The following is a 21,590-nucleotide window of genomic DNA, read 5'->3' on the forward strand; positions in this document are numbered from 1 at the left end:
TCCAGGGCAGGATGCCCTGGAATCCATATATAGGTAATAACATTTTGAATAGTTGATAAGAAAGTTAGTTAGAAAAGAGAAGGCGGCAACCTGCGTGATGCAGATTGCCGCCTCGTTTTTTATCTGTCATTTAATTAACCGAAAACATAATTGAAGAGCAGGAAGATGCTCAGGATATACAGCGTAGGATTCAGATCCTTGAACTTGCCCACCATCATCTTGATCAATACATAGCTCAGAATACCAAGGCAGATGCCATCGGCAATACTGTAGCAGAGTACCATCGTAATCATCGTGATAAAGGCAGGGAATGACTCGGAGATATCCTCCAACTCAATCTTCTTGAACGAATCAATCATCAATACACCCACCATTACCAGGGCACCACTGGTGGCTGCGCTCGGAATCAGCAGGAAGATAGGAGCCAGGAAAATGCTCAGGATAAACATCAAACCCACAAAGAAAGATGTCAGACCCGACTTACCACCCTCGGCAACGCCCGAAGCACTCTCCACATAAGTGGTGATGGTAGAGCTACCCAGCAATGCACCGGCTGTAGTACCGATGGCATCACTCATCATCGCCTCCTTCACACCCGGAATCTCGCCCTTCTCATTCTCCTTGATACCCAACTTGGAAACCAATCCCAGAACTGTTCCGATGGTATCGAAGATGTTGACAAGCAACAGGGAGAATACCACCATGAACATCTTAGGAGTAAAGAAGCCGGTGAAATCGAACTGGCAGAAGATAGGAGCGATGCTGTGAGGGGTAGATACCGGCATCCAGTTGTCTGAGAACTGGGTTACACCCATCGGAATACCAATCAAGGTAGAGATGATGATGGCGATAAACAGGGAGCCCTTCACTCTTCTCGCCATCAGACAGCCACAGAGCAGGATGCTGATGAGACCCAGGATGCTGACTGGTGTAAACTTGCCGAGCTGCACGAAAGTATCCGCATTGGCAGTAATGATGCCCGCATTCTTCAAACCGATAAAAGCGATAAACATACCGATACCTGCCGAAATGGCGAATCGGAGGTTCTTCGGAATACACTCCAATATCTTGTCACGGATATTGAGGAAGGTGATGGCAAGGAAGATGATACCCTCTACGAGCAATACCGCCAAAGCCTGCTGCCAGGTCAAGCCCATAGCCTGACAAAGGGTGAAGGCGAAGAAGGCATTCAGTCCCATACTAGGAGCCTGGGCAAAAGGCAACTTTGCCATGAAAGCCAGCAGGAAGGTGGCGATGGCTGAAGCGATGGCTGTGGCAGTAAAGAGAGCTCCCTTGTCCATACCCGTAGTGGCGAGAATGGTAGGGTTCACTGCCAGAATGTAACACATGGTCAGGAAGGTAGTCATACCAGCAACCAACTCAGTCTTGACCGTAGTAGTCTTTGGGTCGAAACCCAATAAAGCTTTTAATTTGTTCATTTCTTATATTTATATTTATCTCTATTTTCTCTTCCCCCTTTCCACAACCCAATCCCGTTGTTTTTTCGGGGCGAACAAAGATAAGAAAAAATAATGAGGAATGCCTTATTTTACATGTTTTTAACTCATCAGAGTGCCTTATTTTACAAGTTTCGGGGTATTCCGGATGCCTTATTTTACAAAGCATTTTATTTTTAACCATTATGCTTGGTTAATTCGGATTTTCTTCGTAACTTAGCAGCGCAAAACGTAAAGCATGTAGGAATATGGCAAAAATAGTAAATAAATATCCTGTAGGAATTCAGACTTTTGAAGAAATTCGCGAGAAAGGTTATCTCTATGTAGATAAGACCAAATACATCGTGGATTTCAGAGAAAAAGGTATGAAGTATATCTTTCTGAGCCGTCCAAGACGATTCGGAAAGTCGCTCTTTGCCTCTACCCTCCAAGCCTATTTCGAGGGAAGAAAGGAACTTTTCGAGGGATTGGCCATTGCTGAATACGAGAAGGAATGGGTGAAACACCCTGTATTCCATTTCGATTTAAGCGGTGCCAAGCATTTTGATGCAGATGCCTTGAACAGTTATCTGAATCTGCAGCTTTTGCCTTACGAGAAACTTTATGGTAAAGGAGAAGGGGAAATTTACCCTAACGAAAGGTTGGATGGTATCGTAAAGCGTGCTTATGAGCAGACGGGCGAAAAGGCTGTTGTCATCATCGACGAATACGATGCCCCATTGCTGGATGTGGTACATGAAAAGGAAAACCTGCAACCGCTCCGCCGCATTATGCAGAACTTCTACAGTCCTCTGAAAAAACTCGATCCTTACCTGGAGTTCACCTTCATCACGGGCATCACCAAGTTCTCGCAGCTCAGCATCTTCAGCGAACTCAACAACCTCGACAATATCAGTCTGTTCGACCAGTACTCAGCCATCTGCGGCATCAGCAAAACCGAGCTTACCACGCAGATGAAACCAGATATTGAGGCTATGGGCGAGGCACTGAACATGACGTATGAGGAGTGCCTGAAAGAGCTGACGCAATTCTACGACGGTTATCATTTCAGCGAGAAATCAGAAGATATTTTCAATCCGTTCAGTCTTGTAAAGGCAATGAATGCAGGCAAGATTGCTCCTTACTGGTTTGGTTCCGGCACTCCATCCTTCCTCTTGAAACTCTTGGATAAGTATCATGTCAATCTTTCTACTTTAGAGAGTCAAGAGACAGTATTGAGTTCCTTCGACCAATCAACAGAGGAAATGACAGAAGCCTTGCCATTGCTTTACCAGAGCGGCTATCTGACCATCAAGAAATATGAACCGATGTTTCAGGAATATACGCTGGGCATCCCAAACAAGGAGGTACGCGACGGACTGCTCAACTCATTGATTCCTCATTATGTGAACCCTCGCCGTTCTGACAACAATGCCTTCCTCTTGGGATTCTGCAAGGCGGTTTATAGAAATGACATCGAGGCGGCACTGGAGCACATGCGCACCTATATGGCTACGATACCATATGATTTGGAGAATCACAGCGAGAAGCATTATCAGACTATCTTCTATCTGATGTTCAGTTTCCTCAACATCTATATCCGCACAGAGGTGAAGAGTGCCATCGGCAGGGCTGATGCCGTGATGCACATGCCAGATACAATCTACGTCTTCGAACTGAAGGTAGATAAGAGTGCTGATGAGGCTTTGGCACAAATAGACGAAAAAGGCTATATGCTGCCATATCATACAGAGGGCAAGCGACTGATAAAAATCGGTATCAGTTTTGACAGCACCCAGCGCACTATCAGCGATTGGAAGATTAAGGAAGAATAAAGAAAAAATCCGAAACAGAAGCTTACCAAGTTATCTGTTTCGGATTTTTTGATGCTTATTTCGTTTGGATAAGCCAAGGGGTTCAAACCATCTTGAATTGTTAAAAAAAATAAGTCATAGTTTTCTCCCCCACAACTCATGGTTTCTTTCATCATAACTCATAGGTTTCTTCCCAGCATCTCATAGGTTTCGGCATCATATCCCAAGGTTTTCAAGCCAAAAAGGGCTAAAAAAAAACAAACGGACAAATTGAATTTGTCCGGACAAATTGCCCGCAGCTATATAAATCACTCATTTTTAACAACTTACAAGCTACCGGACAAAAGAGCCGGACAAATTCAATTTGTCCGTGTTTTTTTTTAACAGTAAAATAATCTACCAATTTGTTTTTAGAATCTTGTCAAATACCTTATGCATATATAGGAAATAGCGAAAGAAAATAGCGTTTATTTCGCTACGAAACCAATTTTTTGCTGTTCGTAGCGGAATAAACGCTATTTTAACTCAGTTTTAACATTTCAGCAGTATACTTCTTGAAAAGCTTACAAACGTAAGATTGAAGCAACATACCAAAAAGATATTTTACAAATGTTTTTTATTCCAGCGTCAGCCACCCATCTTCCGTCCAGTTGATTCGCTTCTGAACCAGAATGCTGGCGCCATTCTTGGCGATACTGTAACCATGGCAGAAGAAGAAATCACCATCAGGGAAGGAGTAGGCTGAACAATGGCCCATCGCCTCATATTCTTTCTTATCGCCTTCCAGAATCAGCGCACCACCGCCATTGCGCATGTCCCTACCCTCCTTATCCAGATAAGGACCGGCAACCTTCTTGCTTCTGCCCACGGCAACACGATAGTTGCTCTTGATGCCACGGCAGCAGTAATCCCAGCTCACGAAGAGATAGTAATAATCACCATGCTTCATGATGAAAGGAGCCTCGATGGCATTGGTGCCGGCAAACTTAGAAGTAGGATTCGGTTCTGCTGATGCATCGCCTACGGCATGACGACGGGCGATAGTCTGAGGCTTGGCGCCCTTCTTGACATGCATCGTCTTCTTATCCAGCTTGATCATCTGGATACCATCCCAGAAAGAGCCCCAGGTAAGCCAAGGATTCCCCTTCTCATCAACAATGAAATTCGGATCGATGGCATTCCAGTTGTCTCTATCACCCTTGGAGGCGACGAGGCAGCCCTCATCCTTCCATCCATCCTTATCAGATAAGGAAGTATTGCTCAGCAAGCCGATGGCAGAAGTATTCTTGCCAAAGGTGGAACAGGAATAAGCCAGATACCACTTGTTCTTGAATCGGATAACATCCGGAGCCCAGATATGCGTGGTAAACCCCGGCACACTATCATGCGTCCATACCGGAATCTCGCTGTTCTTGAGCACGCCCTGAGGAACGATGGTCCAATGCTTGCGGTCGGTAGAGGTCATCTGCGTGATGCCATGACCTGTGCAGTAGAGATAGTACTTGCCATTCTCATACGCCATTACGGGGTCGTGGACAAAAGGAGTATCTACCACAGGCTCTTGGGCAACGGGTGATTGGGCATGGGCGATGCTACTGCTTGCAGGCAACAATGCCAAAGCCATCAGCTGCAAGCCTAAATATTTTGTTATATTTGGTTTCATATCACATACCTTATTATATATAGTGATTTTACAAAAGGGGGAGTTAAGCTTCACAGCGCAACTCCCCCGAGATTTACGATAGGTTTTATATCCTAAAAACTAACTAAAGTCTTATTTTTTCTTACCCCAGTAGCTCTTGTTGCCACTCACACCTGAGTATACGATAGAAACCTTGCGAGGACTAGCCTCCCAGTCTACCTCTCGCTGTACCTTCAGTTCGATGGTACCAATCTTCAGTGTGTTGGTAGATGCATCAAAGCTCCAAGTTACATTGTTCCAAGCACCCGATGCCTTATGATCGCTGCTCAGTGTTACATTGGTGCTAGCCTTCTGTATGCCATACTGATAAGCCAGGTCGATGTTCTCCCATTCGCCTACCAGTTCGCTCTCGGTGATAGCCACCTGAGGCACTGCTCCATAACGCTCTGGCATCACAGTAGGCCAACCATTAGACATCCACTTGATGCTACGCACACCACCCATCATGATGGCATTGCTTGCATTGATACCAGCCACATTGGCAGGCATACGCTGCTGAGATACATAGTACCAGTTTCCATTGCCATCATCGAAGACAGCGCAGTGGCTGATACCTACCCAACCGCTACCAGCACTAAACTTATAAGGATGAGTCAACACTGTAGGATTCTCATTTGCTCCATTGGCAGCATCTTTTACCGTACCATTCATCGTCTCGTAAGGACCATCCACATTCTTAGAGCGGAGCACACGAGTATTGTAAGGTACATCCAGTGCATCGTAAGCTACGAAGAGATAATAGTAACCATCATGGTAAGCAATCTCTGGAGCCTCAGCACCCTGCCAACGATTGTTGAGTGTGCGAGTGAAGATCAGCTTGCCGTATGGAGCAATCTCCTCAGCTGTACCAAATGGCTTAGGCAATTCTACCTTGGTCTTACCCGTAGAAGCATCCAGCTCTACAGCAGCAAAACCACTGTGCCAAGAACCATAGATGAGCCAGTGCTTGCCCTCTGGAGTGATGATATAAGTAGGATCAATGGCATTGAACTTGAAGTAGCAGTTATTGTAATCTGTCTGACTTACCCTGAAGTTCAAGCCCTTGTCAGAAGCATTGGTGATGACAAAGCCCTTGTCTTCCCACTTATTGGATGCAGGATCAGAAGTCTCCATCAATCCGATGAATGCACGCTCGCTCCATGTACCATTACCATTGATAGTACCTGGGCAGGTGATGCAATAATACATACGATAGAGATTGTCATTCACCTTGCGTACACATGGTGCCCAATATCCGAAGTCCAAATCGTTGGCAAAATAGGTATCATCACGCTCTGGCACGCCCATCTGCTTGCGAATCTCATTGAGCTTAGGTTTGATCCATGAAGGAAGACCTACCATTGAGGCTCCTACAAACTCCCAGTCTACGAGATTCTTACTGCGGCGGCAGAAGAAGTGACCATGCTTATTGCTATTTCTTACATCGCTATTGTGAACATTGCCATAGCTGGCATCTGTCTGATACATATAGTAATATCCATCAGCAGCCTTTACTACCGAAGGGTCATGCACATTGGCAAGATTCCACTTACTGCGCTGAGTCCAAGCAGCTACTGAAGTATAATTGTCATTATATGTAGGACAAACATACTTAGCCAAATCCTCGCTAGTAGGATTGTTTGGAGTTTCTGGCTGGGAAGGAGTCTCTGGTTTGTTTGGTGTATCTGGTACATCAGGATCATCACTTCCACCACTACTACAACTTACTGCCAAAGTACATGCCAGCAAGAATGCCCATTTATTAAGATGTTTCATCATTATTTCCTTAAAAGTTTAGTTAGTTTTTATTCGATATTTTTGAAAAAAGGCAAGGCCTCAGAGGAGGATTCTTCCATCCTCCTCATAGGTCATGCCTTTTATCTAGTATTTCAAAGATTCTCTTATCTGCGACGAGCAGAGTACTTGCGAGCAGATGCTGCTGTATCAAACTTCAAGCAGCTGCTATCTACGGTGAAGTCTACAAAGAGGTCGTTTGCATCAACTCCATCAATACCATAGTAATACTGAGTATTTACCTTGCCATCAGTACCTGTTGTAATAGCTAAGACGTCAGCAGTACCATTATTATTGTTGGTTACGTAAACAACAACCTTAGCGCCATTCATACCTGCCAACCAAGTTGCCCAGTCAGCCGCACCAGTAGAACCAGCAGTACAATTCTTCCATCCATAAGGACCAGAGTTGTCGCCAGTCCAACCGTAGTTATCCGAACGAACTACAACATACTCAGCTAAAGCTGCATTGCGGAGTACTACTACGTAGTTGTTCCAGTTAGCTGCACCACCCAAGTTAGTGAAAGAGAATGCGCGAGTCTCGCCAGCAGGAACCTTCACGTCTGCATCGAGGTGAGCACCCCACCAACCAGTTGTACAATCCTCAGCACCCAAGATAGCTGGGCTAGGATTTACGAATGTTGCAGCATGCTTCTCTACTGTTACATCAAATGTTGTCTTCACACCATTCTTAGCAGTTACAGTAACAGCCTGCTTGCCTGCCTTCATTGGCACTGCAGAGATAACCAACTTATCGAGTGTGATATCACGAGTTACACCATTCAAATAAGTAGCCTGAACTGTCAAGCCCTTAGTATCTACTGGGAATACAGCAGAAGCAGGGTTAGTGATGCCTGCTGCCTCATAATACTTATAAGTGAGACGTGTAGGCGCACTTACTATATGGAGAGCTTTGATAGCTGGCACAACTTCGAATGTCTTCTGTGCAACGATAGGAGTAGAAGCATTCTCGCCCTTGAATGTCTTGTTATAGATGACGATGAGGTTCTTGGTGCCAGAAACATTCATGTCGTTGATGGCAGAGAAATAAAGTTCCTTGGCAGGAATTACCTTGGTTATACCTTCCTCGAAGGTTACGGTAGCAGATACATTCTCCATTGCCTTCTCTAGGGGTGTATTCTCGTCTACTTCGGCAGGAACATTGTTCAACACCATAGAAACCGGAGCCTTATCCTGGGCAGATGTATAACCGCCGATAGGTTCTACGTTGCTCTGCATGAAATCGATGTAAGAGCCCTCAGGTACCAGAAAGCAACGGATGTTGGTATTGCTCTCGTCTGCATTCAGATTAGCAATCTTAGATGGCTGAATGTAGGTCTTGGTAACAGTACCATTGGTAATCTTCACCATGAAAGTATCTACACGGGAACGGTCAACCGTCAATGTTACCTTACCACCCAATTTATCTACACCCTTGTCTTTATCAGTTTCAAAGGTGAGATTACTCTGCACGCAGCTTCTGTCGATATGGTCACCCCACTCAGAGTTACCGCTTGGCTGGTTATCAAAACGGATAGCACCATACTCGGTATAACCTGTTCCGCCACGATCCACATCATTGGTGATGACGAGGGCGAAGTTCTTATAGGTGTTAGTCGCAGAAGGATTGATGTTCAGATTGAACACGGCATTCCACTTCTGGTTGTCTTGAACCACATAATACTTTGAGAATGAAGTCCAAAAGCCTGAAGAGAAATCAGTATTACCTACAGTATAGACATCCTCATTCATACCTACGAGCACTTCCTCTGTAGATTGGTTAGCTTTTTCGATTGAATCAATCTTTTCAGAGAGCCAATCAGGAGAGTTGACGCTAAACATGTCACTTCCCTCACATCCTGTCATCGCTGTCAATGCCATGGCTGCCACGCAGAAGACGGCTGCTAATTTATTTAGACGTTTCATATTATATCCTATTATAAATATATAAATTGTTATTTTGGTTTCCCTATGGGGCTATCGTTAAGAAACCCCATAGGAATAGATATTATTAGTTGCCCAAGTTAACTACAGGATGAACAGTCCAACCTCTTCCGAAGAAATCAGATGAGTTATCCGTATTCGTATTAGCTGAGTTACCTGTCAGGTTAGGGTTATCATTCAACAAGCCCTGATAGATAGGCAGGAACTCATGACCTGGTACGTATGTATCGTAAGAGCTCTTCACCTCTGAATCAACACCTACCATAGAGTAGCTGACTGCTTCCTTAGCCTTGTATGGAGAACGACGGAAGGTTCCGTGCTCCTTCAACTGAGCCAAACGACCCTGATCATAGAAGAATCCCCAACGAATCAAATCGAAACCACGACCGTACTCGCAACCGAACTCCTTTGGACGCTCTACATTGGCAATCTGCTCGAAGAGCTTATCCTTGGTATCGAAGTCTGAGAGACTCAAATCCTTCAGGTTGGCACGCTCACGAACCTGGTTAATCCAGTCGATAGCCTGCTGTGTAGGACCGTTCACCTCGTTCTCGCACTCTGCAGCACGAAGCAAAACGTCTGAATAACGCATCATGCGGAGGTTGATACCGCAATGAAGACCGGTTGTCACCTTATCATAAAGGTTGGTACGGAAATTGGTCCACTTAGCGATAGGAAGACCACCATAGTTGTTGTTGGTTATGATGGTATCAGAAGCTGTCATCGCGCTCTTGTAAGCTACGTTACCATTCTCAAAACCAACCCAGTCTGTCTCGTATGTACCGATAGTCCAGTAGAGACGTGGATCCAACTTACCAGCTGTGGTACGCTCCTGCTTGAAGAGGTTGTACAACCAAGGAGAAGCAGAGAGGTCTGCCCATCCACCGAATCTACCTGGAGCGAAGTTAGACTCTACGGCATGACCCTGTGTAGCATTAGGACTGGTATTAACAGGAGTCCACTCATCATCTACACCCTGTGAACCGTAGTCGAGATACTGGATTTCGAAGAGGCTCTCGGCATTGTTCTCATAAGCAGAACCCTCACGGAAGTTGTCGCCATAGTTGGCCATCAGCTTGTAAGAGCCATACTTCTTGTTCATGATGTCCTTGAGTACGGTGAGCGCATCGCTATACTTATGGCGCTGCATCAGAGTACGGGCATAGTAACCGGCAGCGGCGCCGCAGGTAGCACGACCCTTTGCCCACTCGCCACCAGCATCACGGGAAGGAAGAAGTGTCATCGCCTCTGCGAAATCCTTCTCTACCTGATCAAGCACATCGTCGTAGGTACTGTTCTTGCCATAGAGACCATCCAGAGAAGAATAGTTGGCATAATCAGTAATCAGCGCAGGATTCTGGTAATATCCAGCCAATGTATAGTATGAATAACCGCGGAGGAAGAGAGCCTGTCCCTTGATTCGCTTCATGCTTTCGCTGAGCGAAGCATCATCACCTGTGGTACGTGAAAGAATGAAGTTACATACATTAATAGTATAGTAAGCCTCACGCCAAGGCCACATGGAGACTTCATATGTCACAGGGGCGTCCATGTCATCGAATGGCATGTACCATACCTGTGATGAGTTCCATACCTCATCGCCACGTGTCACATCGAGGGTATAACCCACACGTGCCGAAGAACCTTCCATACGAATATGGTTGTATGCTGCAATAACGCACTCCTCCAGATCATCAGCATTGAAACCGAAGGTACCGGTGGTCTGCTGGTTAGGATTGGTAACATCCAACTTGTCCTCGCAAGATGTGGTAGCCATAGCACCGAGGCCAAGGAAGAGAGCTAATGATAATTTATATAGTTTCATATCAAATGTCCTTTTAAATAATAATGAATCTTATTCTTGTCTATTCTCATTATTAGAATGTGAAATGGAGACCGCACATAAACGTTCTGGCACTTGGGAAAGAGCAGAAGTTGTAACCTGGGGTAAAGGTACCGCCAGCATAGTCTACATTATATCCATGATAGCCTGTGAAGGTGTAGAGGTTCTGTGCTGATACATAGAGACGTACACCACTTACATATCCACCAAACCACTTGTCTGGGAAGTTGTAGCCCAACTCTACGTTGGCTATCTTCCAGTAAGCAGCATTCTGAATCTTGCGAGAGCTGAAGAGGTCGTTCCATGCCAATGTTGCATTGTTGGCTGCGTAGGTACGTGGAACACTTGAAAGGTAGGTACCATCCTCTGACCAACGGTTGGCATCCAGCATTCCTACTTCCTTGTTGCCATAGCCGTAGCAAGAGTTCAAGCTATTATAGATATCATCTGATACGTGATAATTCAATACTCCGTATGTAGAAATGTTGAGGTCGAAACCCTTATACTCCAAGTGAGTGCTCAAACCGAAGTTTACCTTTGGAAGACCACTGCCCAATACGGTCTGGTCGTAAGCATCGATTACGCCATCAGGAGTTCCGTCAGGGCCTGAGATATCCTCATAGAGGCAGTCACCGACATTGGCACCCTGCTGAACAGCATTGTTGTCCAATTCTTCCTGAGTACGGGCGATTCCCTTGTAAACCCAACCGTAGAACTGACCAATCTCCTGACCTACGTAAGTAGCGTATGCACCAGAAATGTATGAATCCTTACCGATACCCAGAGAGGTTACCTTGTTCTTCAGGGTACTTACGTTGGCGCTGATATCATACTTGAGGGCATGATCGCGGTTGCGGTAGGTAGCGCTGAACTCGAAACCACTGTTCTCCATAGAGGCAGCGTTCATGGTTACAGAGGTGTTGGATACACCGGTCTGTGCTGGCACAGGAACTGAGTAAAGCAGGTCTTCTGACTTGTTCTTATACCACTCGGCAGTGAACTCCAAACGGTTGTTGAACATTGCCAGGTCGATACCCACGTTGGTGGTCTTCTTCTTCTCCCAAGCGATATCGTTGTTCACGAAGGTAGAAACAGCAGAACCGGTTACAGGACTGTTGCCGAAGCTGTAAGTCATGTTGTTACGGTTCATGCTAGCCATATACTGGTACTCACCGATGTTCTCGTTACCGAGCTCACCATAGCTGGCACGAATCTTGAACATGTTAACGATGTCGCGGCTGATAGGGAAGAACTTCTCCTTATCGAAACGCCAACCTAAAGATACAGATGGGAAGGTTGCCCAACGGATGTTCTTGCTCAAACGGGAGCTACCATCACGACGTACTACTGCAGAAAGCAGGTACTTCTCATCATAGTTGTAGTTCAAACGACCTACGTAAGAAGCCAGGCTATGCTTGAACTCGTATGACTCAGAGTAAGTGTTCTTGGCATTCTGAAGCTGGAGGAAGTATGGCTCAGTGAAATTGATACCCCAACCAGTAAGGAGGTTGGTATTTTCCTCCTCGTATGTCATACCGGCGAGCAGGTTGATGTTGTGCTTGCCAATCTTGCCATCGTATGTGATGGTATTCTCAACCAAGGCGTCGCTGTAGTTGCGTGAGCCCTTGGTAAGGCGCTCATTCTCCTTGGCAAGATATACACGGTTGCTCTGAATCCAGGAAGGAATCCAGGTCTTATCCTTTGCCTCTGTCTTGCTGTAAGAGAGGTTTACATTATAGTGAAGACCATGGTTCTTGCTCTTGATGCCTACCATACCCAACAGGTCAACATCAGCAGAAGCTGTACCTACGAAGCGGTCAACCAAGGTGTTGCGCTGCAAGAGGTTATTCACCAACAATGGGTTGGATGCAGAGATATCTCCATGTACGCCATCATAATATACACCATAACCGTAAGCATCGTAGCGATAACCGTTTGCAGCACCAACCTTGTCATCGAGAACCCATGTTGACTTATCGTAAGCCTTGATGGTAGGCTGCATCAGAAGTGTACCACGGAGCACGTTGGTTACATCACCGTAAAGACCCTGAACATACTCTGAGGCATTGGAAAGGCCCATGTTGTCCTGGTCAGAGTGAGAGTAAACCATGCTTGTACGGAACTTCACGAACTTGGTGTCCATGGTATTGTTCACACGGGCTGTGTAACGCTCGTAGTTAGGACCTGCACCTTCCAAGGTACCCTTCTGGTTATAGTAGTCGAGAGATACATTATAAGTACTGTGTGAACTACCACCGCTGAGGGCTACGTTGTGGTTCTGGCGGATACCGGTCTTGAACACTTCGTCAAACCAGTCTGTGTTGGTTGCATCCTGGAAGTGATACTTGCCATCCTCACCCATCTTATATCCACCAGGGATAGGAGTGTTGGAGTTTGTGCAAGCAGTACCAAGGTACTGGCTATACTGGTCAGCATCCATTACATCATATACATCGCTAGGGATGTAGTCTACTCCGAAGTAACCAGAGTAGTTCACCTTCAGAGGCTGGTCTTTCTTACCATTCTTGGTAGTGATAATAACGACACCATTCGCAGCACGGGAACCATAGATGGCACCCGCAGAAGCATCCTTCAGAATCTGGATGGTCTCAATATCATTAGGAGAGAAGTCACGGATAGTGGTACCCATTGGCACACCATCGATGACATAAAGAGGAGCTGTGCTACCGAAAGAACCGATACCACGAATTCTCACACTAGGATCTGCACCAGGCTGACCGTCTGATGTAATCTGCACACCGGCAACCTTACCTTCAAGCATAGTAGAGATGTTAGAGTTTGACACCTTCTTCATCTCCTCAGCATTTACGATAGATACAGAACCGGTAAGGTCTGCCTTTTTCTGTGTACCATAACCCACTACTACAACCTGGTCGAGCACCTGATTGTCGGCAGAGAGTTGGATAGATTCGATAATGGCACGACCGCGCACTGCAATCTCACGCTCCTTGTAGCCAAGATAGCTCACGAAAAGAGTCGCATTAGCCTTTACTCGAATTTCGAAATTACCATCTAAGTCGGTAACTGCACCAGTCTTGGCATCTTTAGTCTTAACTGTTGCACCAATCAGAGGTTCACCCTGATCATCTACAACATGTCCCTTGACCGTGATCACCTGATCTTGTGCAACTGCAGCCATTGCAGGCATTGGGGTAACAAAAGAAGCACCACCAACAGCACCTAGGCATAGCATCATAGAGAATAATTGTTTCCTCATTGCTTATCAATTTTTAGGTTTATACTTTGTTTATTCTATTTTTAATATTTTTGTTTCGTCCGTTCTCTTTTTAGGTTGCGGATGAAATGATAAATGTCAGCTAAACTAGACATCAACCATCAAATTTCAGTGGCAAAAGTACAATTAACCGGATTATATTGGGTGGACAATTGGGTTTTATAGGTGGACAAAACGCATAAACAGTGGATTTTTAAGGATATTACGTGCTTATCCACCAGTTGTGTACCCACACATACAAAACAAGGGGTTACTTGACTTATATCAAGTAGCCCCTCAGTTTTATTTTATTTACTTAACAAATTATCACATCCTGGAACATTATTTCTCCGAAGAATCCAAGGAGAACTATGCCATATCTGAACCCTGAGAATCCAACTGATCCTTATATGCAGTCGGCGAGATGCCAAACTGCCTGGTGAAGCAACGGGTGAAATACTTCGGATCGTTGAAGCCTACACGGTAGGCTATCTCCGCAATATTTCGGTTGGAAGTTTTATCTGCCATCATCTTGCGAGAGATGTCGAGACGGTAGTTGCGGATAAACTGGGCTGTTGGCAAGCCTGTCTCCTTGGAGAGATTCTTGCTCAGTACACTGCGGGATATACCCAAGGCATCTGCCAGTTCCTGTACACCAAACTCCGAATTATCGTAATTCTTCTCCATCACATCCATCACTTCTTCCATGAATGGACGCATAGTCTCCTCTACCATCTTCCTGTCAGCCTCAATGCTCTTTTTCTGACTGTCCTGATAACGCTTCTGGTTCTGCAGAATCATCTGGATGCGACTCTGCAGCTTTTCAGGTTCATCACTTTCCTTCATCGCAGCCTCGATAGGACGGTACAGAGCCTCTACTTCCTCTTCGCGCATCTTGTTGAGACGGCGCACATAAGCATATTGGAGCAAGGCGATGATACCTATTATAATAAGGGTAACAAACCACCAGCTCTTCCAGAAATAAGGAGTAATCTGAACTTCTACAGAGATCACCTGCTCCTTGTCGGAATTGATAGATGGGATATATTTCACCTCAAACTTATAGTCTCCAGCTGGCAGAGTGGAATAACGCACACTATGCTGACCAGCCTTGAGTTGAACCCACTCATTCTCGTATCCCTTCATGCGATAAAGGTACACGCCCTGTGTCTCGCAGCCATAATTGAGCGCTGAGAAAAAGAGGGTGAACGACTTATCACTCTCATGGATACGCAACTTTCTGGCAATAGAAATGTCTTCTTCCAGATAATCGCTGCCGGCAAAGACAGGCTGGTTATCTACCAGAAGTTCGGTAAAGCACAACTTACCCGTCTGATGCACAAAACGGTTTATGCCCTTTACAGCCATCATACCCGCATCGGTGCCCAGGAATATTTCGCCCTTGGCATTGCGGATGGCTCCATTGAAATAGAACTGCGAACTGATCAGACCATCTTCACGGGAGAAACTGCAGAAAGCCTCGGTCTTCGGATTGAAGATAGAGAGTCCGTTATCGGTAGCTATCCACAACATACCCTGGTTATCCTCTACAATACCCTTCACGATATTGTTGGCAAGTCCGTTATTGGTGGTATACGACTTCACCTGCGTCTTACCGTTTTTATCGCTGGTATAGCAGTACAGACCATAGCCATTACTGCCTATCCATATCTTTCCATCCTTAGCCTGACAGAAAGACAATATCTTATCGAAGACTCCACTCTTCGGATTGTCGAGTTTATACTGATGATACGTCACAGCGAAATCTCCCTTGCCATGAGGACGCGACTTGAGGTCAACCTCTACCATTCCCTGCACACACCCCATCAGAAGTTTGCCCTTCCGGGTTATCAGAGAACCGATGCAGCCACGCACATTCAGACATCCCCTGAAAGGTTCGATGAGTTGGCGGCGCTTCATATCATAGAAGAAGAGACCATCATTGGTTCCGAGCCACATACCATCGTTGATAGGATCGTAAGCCAAGGCACCGGCAAAGTTGAGTAAATGCTGATGCTTTGCATCGACCACAAGCGGAATGATTTTGCCCGGCTGACTGAGATTCATCACAGCGAAGCCCGTTCCCCAGGTACCAATCCAGAGTTGATTGCGGTTATCGGCAGCAAGAACCGAGACGGTATTATGCGGCAAACCGGAATTTGCCACCGTATAATGAACAAAGTTCATGCTGCCTGGAGTCAAGGCATTGAGACCTCCCTCTACTGTTCCTACCCACAGGGTTCCGTCGGCTGCCGCATACATGGCATTGACAGCATTAGGAGAGATACTGCCCGGGTTGGCGGGGTCGTGACGGTAGAATTCCAAATTCAACTGACGTGGAGCCAGCTTGGTAACACCACCTGTCTCGGAACCTACCCATATCTGTCCGTTCTTAGAGAAAAGACTGTTGATAAAGTTGCTGCTCAGCGGATTCACAGCCGTAGCCGTGTTCCAATGTTCTATCTCTCCGGTCTTATCATTGAAGATATCTACGCCACAGAGCGTTCCTACCAGAAGTTTGTCATCTGGAGAAACGGCAAGGCTCGTCACTACTTCGTGCTGGAGCGAATGGTCGGTAGCAGAGCAATGGAATTCCTGCTTTGCACTATTAAACAATCCGCGATTCGTACCCATCCATATCTTACCATGATAATAAATAAGCGCCCCCCCATACCGACCTTCGAGCGGAGAAAACAGGGATGAGATATTCTTTGCTACGAGCTGATTGTTCTTCACTGAGAACTCGCTCACCACTCCATTGTTACATAATACAACCGTTCCTCTGCGATAGACATCACAGATTCCGAGGTCGGGAGCATTATAAGGATAGGATGTGGACAAGACGCTGTTCACCTCGCCCTTTTCGTTAAAGCCGAAACGGGTAAGCTGGTTGAAAGAAAGCATCCATATATTGCCCTTTGCATCACAATATGTTCGGGTGCAAAGGTTCTTGAATACTTTGTTGAGTTGTGCCTCTACCTGGCTGTTCTCACAAGGTGGAACAACAGGCTGCATCGTTTTGAGGTCGAGCACCTGCGGACCTTCTTCGAAAGCCACCCAAAGGCGCTTGAAATGATCTTCGCAAGTATTGCGGCAGCTGTTGCTTCGCAGACTGATACCAGGAGCCCCCAAACCGAAGTTCATAAAATTGAAACCATCGTAGCGCACCAGTCCACCACCATGCGTACTGATCCATACGAAGCCGTAAGAGTCCTGAAAGATATCATCAGCAAAATTATTCGGCATACCTGCAGCCATATTGAGATAGCTTATATTATAGCGACTAGGCAGCCCACCTTGCGCCCAACTGCTCAAGGTTATGAAGAATGCTGCTATGATGGAAAAAATGTATCTAATCATTAACTATTCTTTTGCTCTTTTCTGTCTTCTATCTTAACGTAAATGAAAGAACCAACAGCAATCAAAGCCAGAAATATATACATTCCTAATAATCCGTAATCCATATTATTGCCTTTTCTGTTCTTTGCGATCATCAATTTTGGCATAAATAAATATTCCTGCTGCCAAAAGCAACAAAAAGCCATACATAATAAACAATCCAGTATCCATATTATTTTCCTTTCTTTTTGTTATTTTTATCTTTGTCCTTTCGTAAACAGTACAATCCTAAGGCAAACAGCAATGCCGCAACTAGAACTGCACCTATTACAACCCATGTTGAGTCTTCTTGACCAAACATTTTGGCTAAAACATAGCCCGTTATTAAATATTTAGATATATCTAATAGCCATTTTCCGATTTCTCCAAACATTTTTATTAAGTTTTTAAACTTCTGATTGCAAAAGTACGAAGAAAAAATGAAACGAAAGAATTTTTATCAAGAAAAAAACGTTCCTAGAAGTGTAAATTTACAACTCTAGGAACGTTCATATAGGAATATACTTGCGTTTTAGAACTCAAGAATCATGCTCTGGCGAGGACGGAGCTTCACGTTCTTGTTAATAAGAACGGTGCGACCGTTTGTAACATCCGTAGCCTTGTCATGAGAACCGATAATCTCTGCATAACGGGAAACATTCAGCTCGTTTGCTTCGTTCTTGCCGTTGATAACCGTCATCACATTCTTACCCTTATACTGGCGGGCAATTACGTAAACACCCTTCTGAGGACAGAACTGGGTCTGCTTGCCCTTGGTAATCACTTCATTGCCCTGACGCCAGTGCAACAGGTTGCTGAGCCAGTTGAACATCTGGTTTTCTGCCTGTGTTCTTCCTTCGGCAGTAAAGGCATTGTGCTTGTCACCAGCCCAACCGCCAGGGAAGTCCTTGCGTACATTGCCATCGGTTACACTCTTGGTACCGTTCATCAGCACCTCTGTACCATAATAGAGCTGAGGAGTGCGATTGATGGTAAGAAGCAATGACAGCGCCTGCTTCAGAGCCAGAGTATCCTTGCCTTCACCCAGAAAGCGGTCGGTATCATGATTCTCGATGAATGCCATTACGCTCTTTGGATTAGGATAGAGATAGTCGTAGCAGAACACGTTGTAGAGACGGTTCATGCCGTTCCACCAGTCATCGGTCTCTTCTTTCTTTGCACTATTGATGCGGTCGAAGAAAGCGAAATCCATAACGGTTGGCAGATAGCTGTTCTTCTCTGAAAGTTTGCTGTCCTTCTGCCAGGCTGCAGTATAGGCAGGTTCGGTTACCCAAGTCTCACCCACGGTATTGAAGTGAGGATACTCCTCGCCCAGCACCTTCATCCAGTGTGCCATCGCATCGCGGTCGGCATAAGGATAGGTATCCATACGGATGCCGTCGATACCAGCGCTCTCTATCCACCACTCACTGTTCTGAATCAGATACTTGATAACGTGTGGGTTGCGCTGGTTGAGGTCAGGCATGGTTGGAACAAACCAGCCATCTACGGTTTCTGTGAGATCAACCTTGCTGGCGTATGGATCGAGTACCGGAGTCAGCTTATAACTGGTCTGCAGATACTTATCGTTCACCTTAGCAGCGCCATCCACCGTACCGATGCTCTTCTGATGCTCGGCAGTCTGATTTTCAGGAGCCAGCCATTCTGGTTTATTAAACCAGTCCTTTGAAGGCATATCGGCAACCCAAGGATGCTCGAAGCCGCAATGGTTGAAAATCATATCCATCACAATCTTCAAACCTTTCTTGTGAGCCTCATCTATCAGCTGCTTATAATCGGCATTGGTTCCGAAACGTGGGTCTACACGATAATAATTGGTGGTAGCATAACCATGATAACTGCTGTTCTTGCCGTTACTTGGACTGTCGTTCTCCAAAACCGGGGTAAACCACAGAGCGGTTACACCCAACTGGTTAAAATAATCCAAGTGCTGGCGGATTCCCTCCAGGTCGCCACCATGTCGCAGACTAGGCTCTGCACGGTTGCAGGTCTTATCACGCATCGTCTTAAAGGCATCATTCTTCAGATTGCCGTTGGCGAAACGGTCTGGCATCAGCATATAGAGCACATCTTCATTAGAGAAACCGATGCGCTTATCGCCCGCCATCTCACGGTTTTTCAACACATACTTTACCTTCTTCGACTGTTTGCCCTGCTTGAAGTTGAGGGTCATCTCACCAGCCTTTGCCCCATCGAGGTTAAGATAAACCAGGAGATAATTAGGAGAATCAAGGCGGGCGATGCTGTCTACCTTCACACCCGGATAGTCTACCGTTACATCGGCATTCTTGATATCCTTGCCATACACCATCAGCTGGAGTGAAGCATCTTTCATGCCCACATACCAGTCGGTAGGTTCAATGCGGTTCACGTTGACCGCCGCATTCATACTTATTGCACTACTCATAAGCAATAATGAAGCTATTATCTTTTTCATATTACACCTTATTATATATATATAAACTATTTCTGATAAAGTATCAGGGCTGACTGAGGTGCAACCTCAACATCCTTTCCCGAAACAAAGCCTAAGCCTTCCTCATTGATTATACCATTGCAGCAAGCCACGGTATAATTACCCTCAGGAATCTGCATCTTCTTTGCCTCCTTATTGAAGTTATAGATCACGATGATGTTCTTCCAGGCATCAATGCCCTCCAGATTCTTGAGTTGGAAACCTACGAGGCAAGTCTCCTGAACAGGCAGAAACTTCAGATGCTGACGTACCTTATCGCCTGTTGAAAGACGGAAGGCTGGATGATTCTTGCGGAGCTGAATCAGACTCTTGTAATAAGCAAATGCCTGCGGATACTTCTGCAGATTGGTCCAGGTAAACTGGTTGATGCTGTCAGGAGAATTATAGCTGTTGTGTACTCCCTTCTTGTCGCGGAGCATCTCTTCGCCGGCAAGGATGAAAGGAACACCCTGGGAAGTGAAGACGCAGGTCTGCGCAAGCTTATCGATGCGGAGCAACTCGGCAGTACGTATTGCTTCAGGGATATTCTTGTCGGTAAGAGATGCGATGCTTGCCTTCAGACGATCTACCAGACACATATCGTCGTGGCAGCTTACATAACTGATCTGCTCGGTAGGATTGTTGGTCCAAGGCTTCTTGTCATAGTTCACCTTTGTCATATCCACCTGCGGATGAGCAATGCCACCCACGATACCAAACTTCAGACTCTCCTCCTGACCTGTAAGACCAGCCAGGAGCGCACCCTGATGGTCATCAGAGAAAGGACCTCGGAGCGCATCGCGCATATCATCGCTGAAAGCACCGATACCCTTGAGCTGCTGGGTATTCGCCTTCACCGCCAGTTTCTCGGTAGGATAAGCACAACTGCCTGCACTCCATCCCTCACCATAAATATAGATGCTAGGATCGATGCGGTTCACCATCTCACGGATAGCCTGCATGGTTTCGATGTCATGAACGCCCATCAGGTCGAAACGGAAACCGTCGATATGATATTCGTCTATCCAATATTTCACGCTCTCCAGCATAAACTGACGCATGAGAGGCTTCTCAGAAGCAGTCTCGTTGCCACAGCCTGAACCGTCAGAATACTTACCATCCTTGGTCTTGCGATAATAATAATCAGGATAGGTACGCTGGAAATTGCTGCCGTTGATATCGAAAGTATGGTTATATACGGCATCGAAAATCACTCGGATGCCAGCCTTATGCAGCGCCATCACCATCTCCTTGAATTCCTTGATGCGGGTTGCTGGAGAATAAGGATCGGTAGCGTAACTGCCTTCCGGCACATTATAGTTCTTCGGGTCATAACCCCAGTTGAACTGTGGTTTGTCGAGTCGGGTCTCATCTATAGAAGCGAAATCGAATACAGGTTGGAAGTGGATGGCGTTGATGCCCAGATTCTTGAGGTATTCGATAGCCTTTGGCTCGGTGAGGGCGAGATACTTGCCCTTATATTTCAAGCCGGATGTAGGAGAAATGGAGAAATCACGCACATGGAGCTCGTAAACAACGAGATCGGCTGGCGATTTCAGGGCAGGACGCACGTCCTGATCCCATCCAGATGGATCGGTATCATACAAATCTACAATGGCGCCACGGTTTCCGTTCACACCTACTGCTTTGGCAAATGTACCTGGTGTTTCACCCTTGCCTATATCAAAGGTATAGAACTTTCCCTTGAGATCGCCCTTTACTGTAGCCTCCCAGCGTTCATCACCCAACTTCTTCATTTTCAGCGTTTTACAAACCTTTCCTCCCTGACCTTGCTTATAAAGTCGGAGGGTTACAGAAGACTTTTGGGCTGTTGGAGCATTCAGGATAAACATGGTTTTCTCCTTGGAATACATCATCTCATTGAATGTCTGCTGGGCATTCAATGAAGCTGGTAAAACGGTTGCTGTCAATGCTGCAATTATTAGTTTTTGGACATTCATATTGTTAAGTTGTTGTTATACAGGACATT

The 21,590-nt window shown here is 45.8% G+C and carries 11 protein-coding genes; 1 reads left to right on the forward strand and 10 read right to left on the reverse strand.

Annotated features, from left to right (window positions below):
• Positions 1-134: 134 nt before the first annotated feature.
• Complete coding sequence (locus F7D47_RS07990) at positions 135-1,439, reverse strand: NCS2 family permease (RefSeq protein ID WP_118255890.1); 1,305 nt, start codon at positions 1,437-1,439, stop codon at positions 135-137.
• 266 nt (positions 1,440-1,705) lie between these two features.
• Here F7D47_RS07990 and F7D47_RS07995 point away from each other — a divergent pair, with 266 nt between their 5' ends.
• The gene (locus F7D47_RS07995) at positions 1,706-3,271 is read left to right on the forward strand and encodes an ATP-binding protein (RefSeq protein WP_153086164.1); all 1,566 of its coding nucleotides are present in this window, start codon (positions 1,706-1,708) and stop codon (positions 3,269-3,271) included.
• A gap of 595 nt (positions 3,272-3,866) precedes the next feature.
• On the opposite strand, the gene F7D47_RS08000 is transcribed toward F7D47_RS07995, so the two are convergent.
• From F7D47_RS08000 to pulA, 9 genes are all read right to left on the reverse strand, one after another.
• A complete protein-coding gene (locus F7D47_RS08000) occupies positions 3,867-4,913 on the reverse strand; it encodes a family 43 glycosylhydrolase (protein WP_153086165.1) in 1,047 nt (348 codons plus the stop codon).
• A gap of 111 nt (positions 4,914-5,024) precedes the next feature.
• The gene (locus tag F7D47_RS08005) at positions 5,025-6,710 is read right to left on the reverse strand and encodes an arabinan endo-1,5-alpha-L-arabinosidase (RefSeq protein WP_153086166.1); all 1,686 of its coding nucleotides are present in this window, start codon (positions 6,708-6,710) and stop codon (positions 5,025-5,027) included.
• Between the two features lie 122 nt (positions 6,711-6,832).
• Positions 6,833-8,650, reverse strand: a complete 1,818-nt coding sequence (locus tag F7D47_RS08010) for a bacterial Ig-like domain-containing protein (RefSeq protein ID WP_153086167.1) — start codon at positions 8,648-8,650, stop codon at positions 6,833-6,835.
• An 85-nt stretch (positions 8,651-8,735) separates the two neighbouring features.
• A complete protein-coding gene (locus F7D47_RS08015) occupies positions 8,736-10,493 on the reverse strand; it encodes a RagB/SusD family nutrient uptake outer membrane protein (protein ID WP_153086168.1) in 1,758 nt (585 codons plus the stop codon).
• A 52-nt stretch (positions 10,494-10,545) separates the two neighbouring features.
• Entirely contained in the window at positions 10,546-13,749 is a 3,204-nt protein-coding gene (locus F7D47_RS08020; RefSeq protein ID WP_153086169.1) for a SusC/RagA family TonB-linked outer membrane protein, read from the reverse strand.
• Between the two features lie 366 nt (positions 13,750-14,115).
• Positions 14,116-17,106, reverse strand: a complete 2,991-nt coding sequence (locus F7D47_RS08025) for a two-component regulator propeller domain-containing protein (protein ID WP_153086170.1) — start codon at positions 17,104-17,106, stop codon at positions 14,116-14,118.
• Positions 17,107-17,317: 211 nt separating this feature from the next.
• Positions 17,318-17,518 (reverse strand): DUF6722 family protein, encoded by a 201-nt coding sequence (locus tag F7D47_RS08030; protein ID WP_022120641.1) that lies wholly within the window; start codon positions 17,516-17,518, stop codon positions 17,318-17,320.
• A gap of 138 nt (positions 17,519-17,656) precedes the next feature.
• Positions 17,657-19,582 carry a glycoside hydrolase family 13 protein gene (locus F7D47_RS08035; protein WP_153086171.1) on the reverse strand — a complete coding sequence of 642 codons (1,926 nt, stop codon included), beginning with the start codon at positions 19,580-19,582 and terminating at the stop codon, positions 17,657-17,659.
• Between the two features lie 26 nt (positions 19,583-19,608).
• Entirely contained in the window at positions 19,609-21,561 is a 1,953-nt protein-coding gene (pulA, locus tag F7D47_RS08040) for a type I pullulanase (RefSeq protein ID WP_153086172.1), read from the reverse strand.
• Positions 21,562-21,590: the final 29 nt, after the last annotated feature.

Source organism: Segatella copri, from assembly GCF_009494835.1.
GTDB classification, from domain to species: domain Bacteria; phylum Bacteroidota; class Bacteroidia; order Bacteroidales; family Bacteroidaceae; genus Prevotella; species Prevotella copri_F.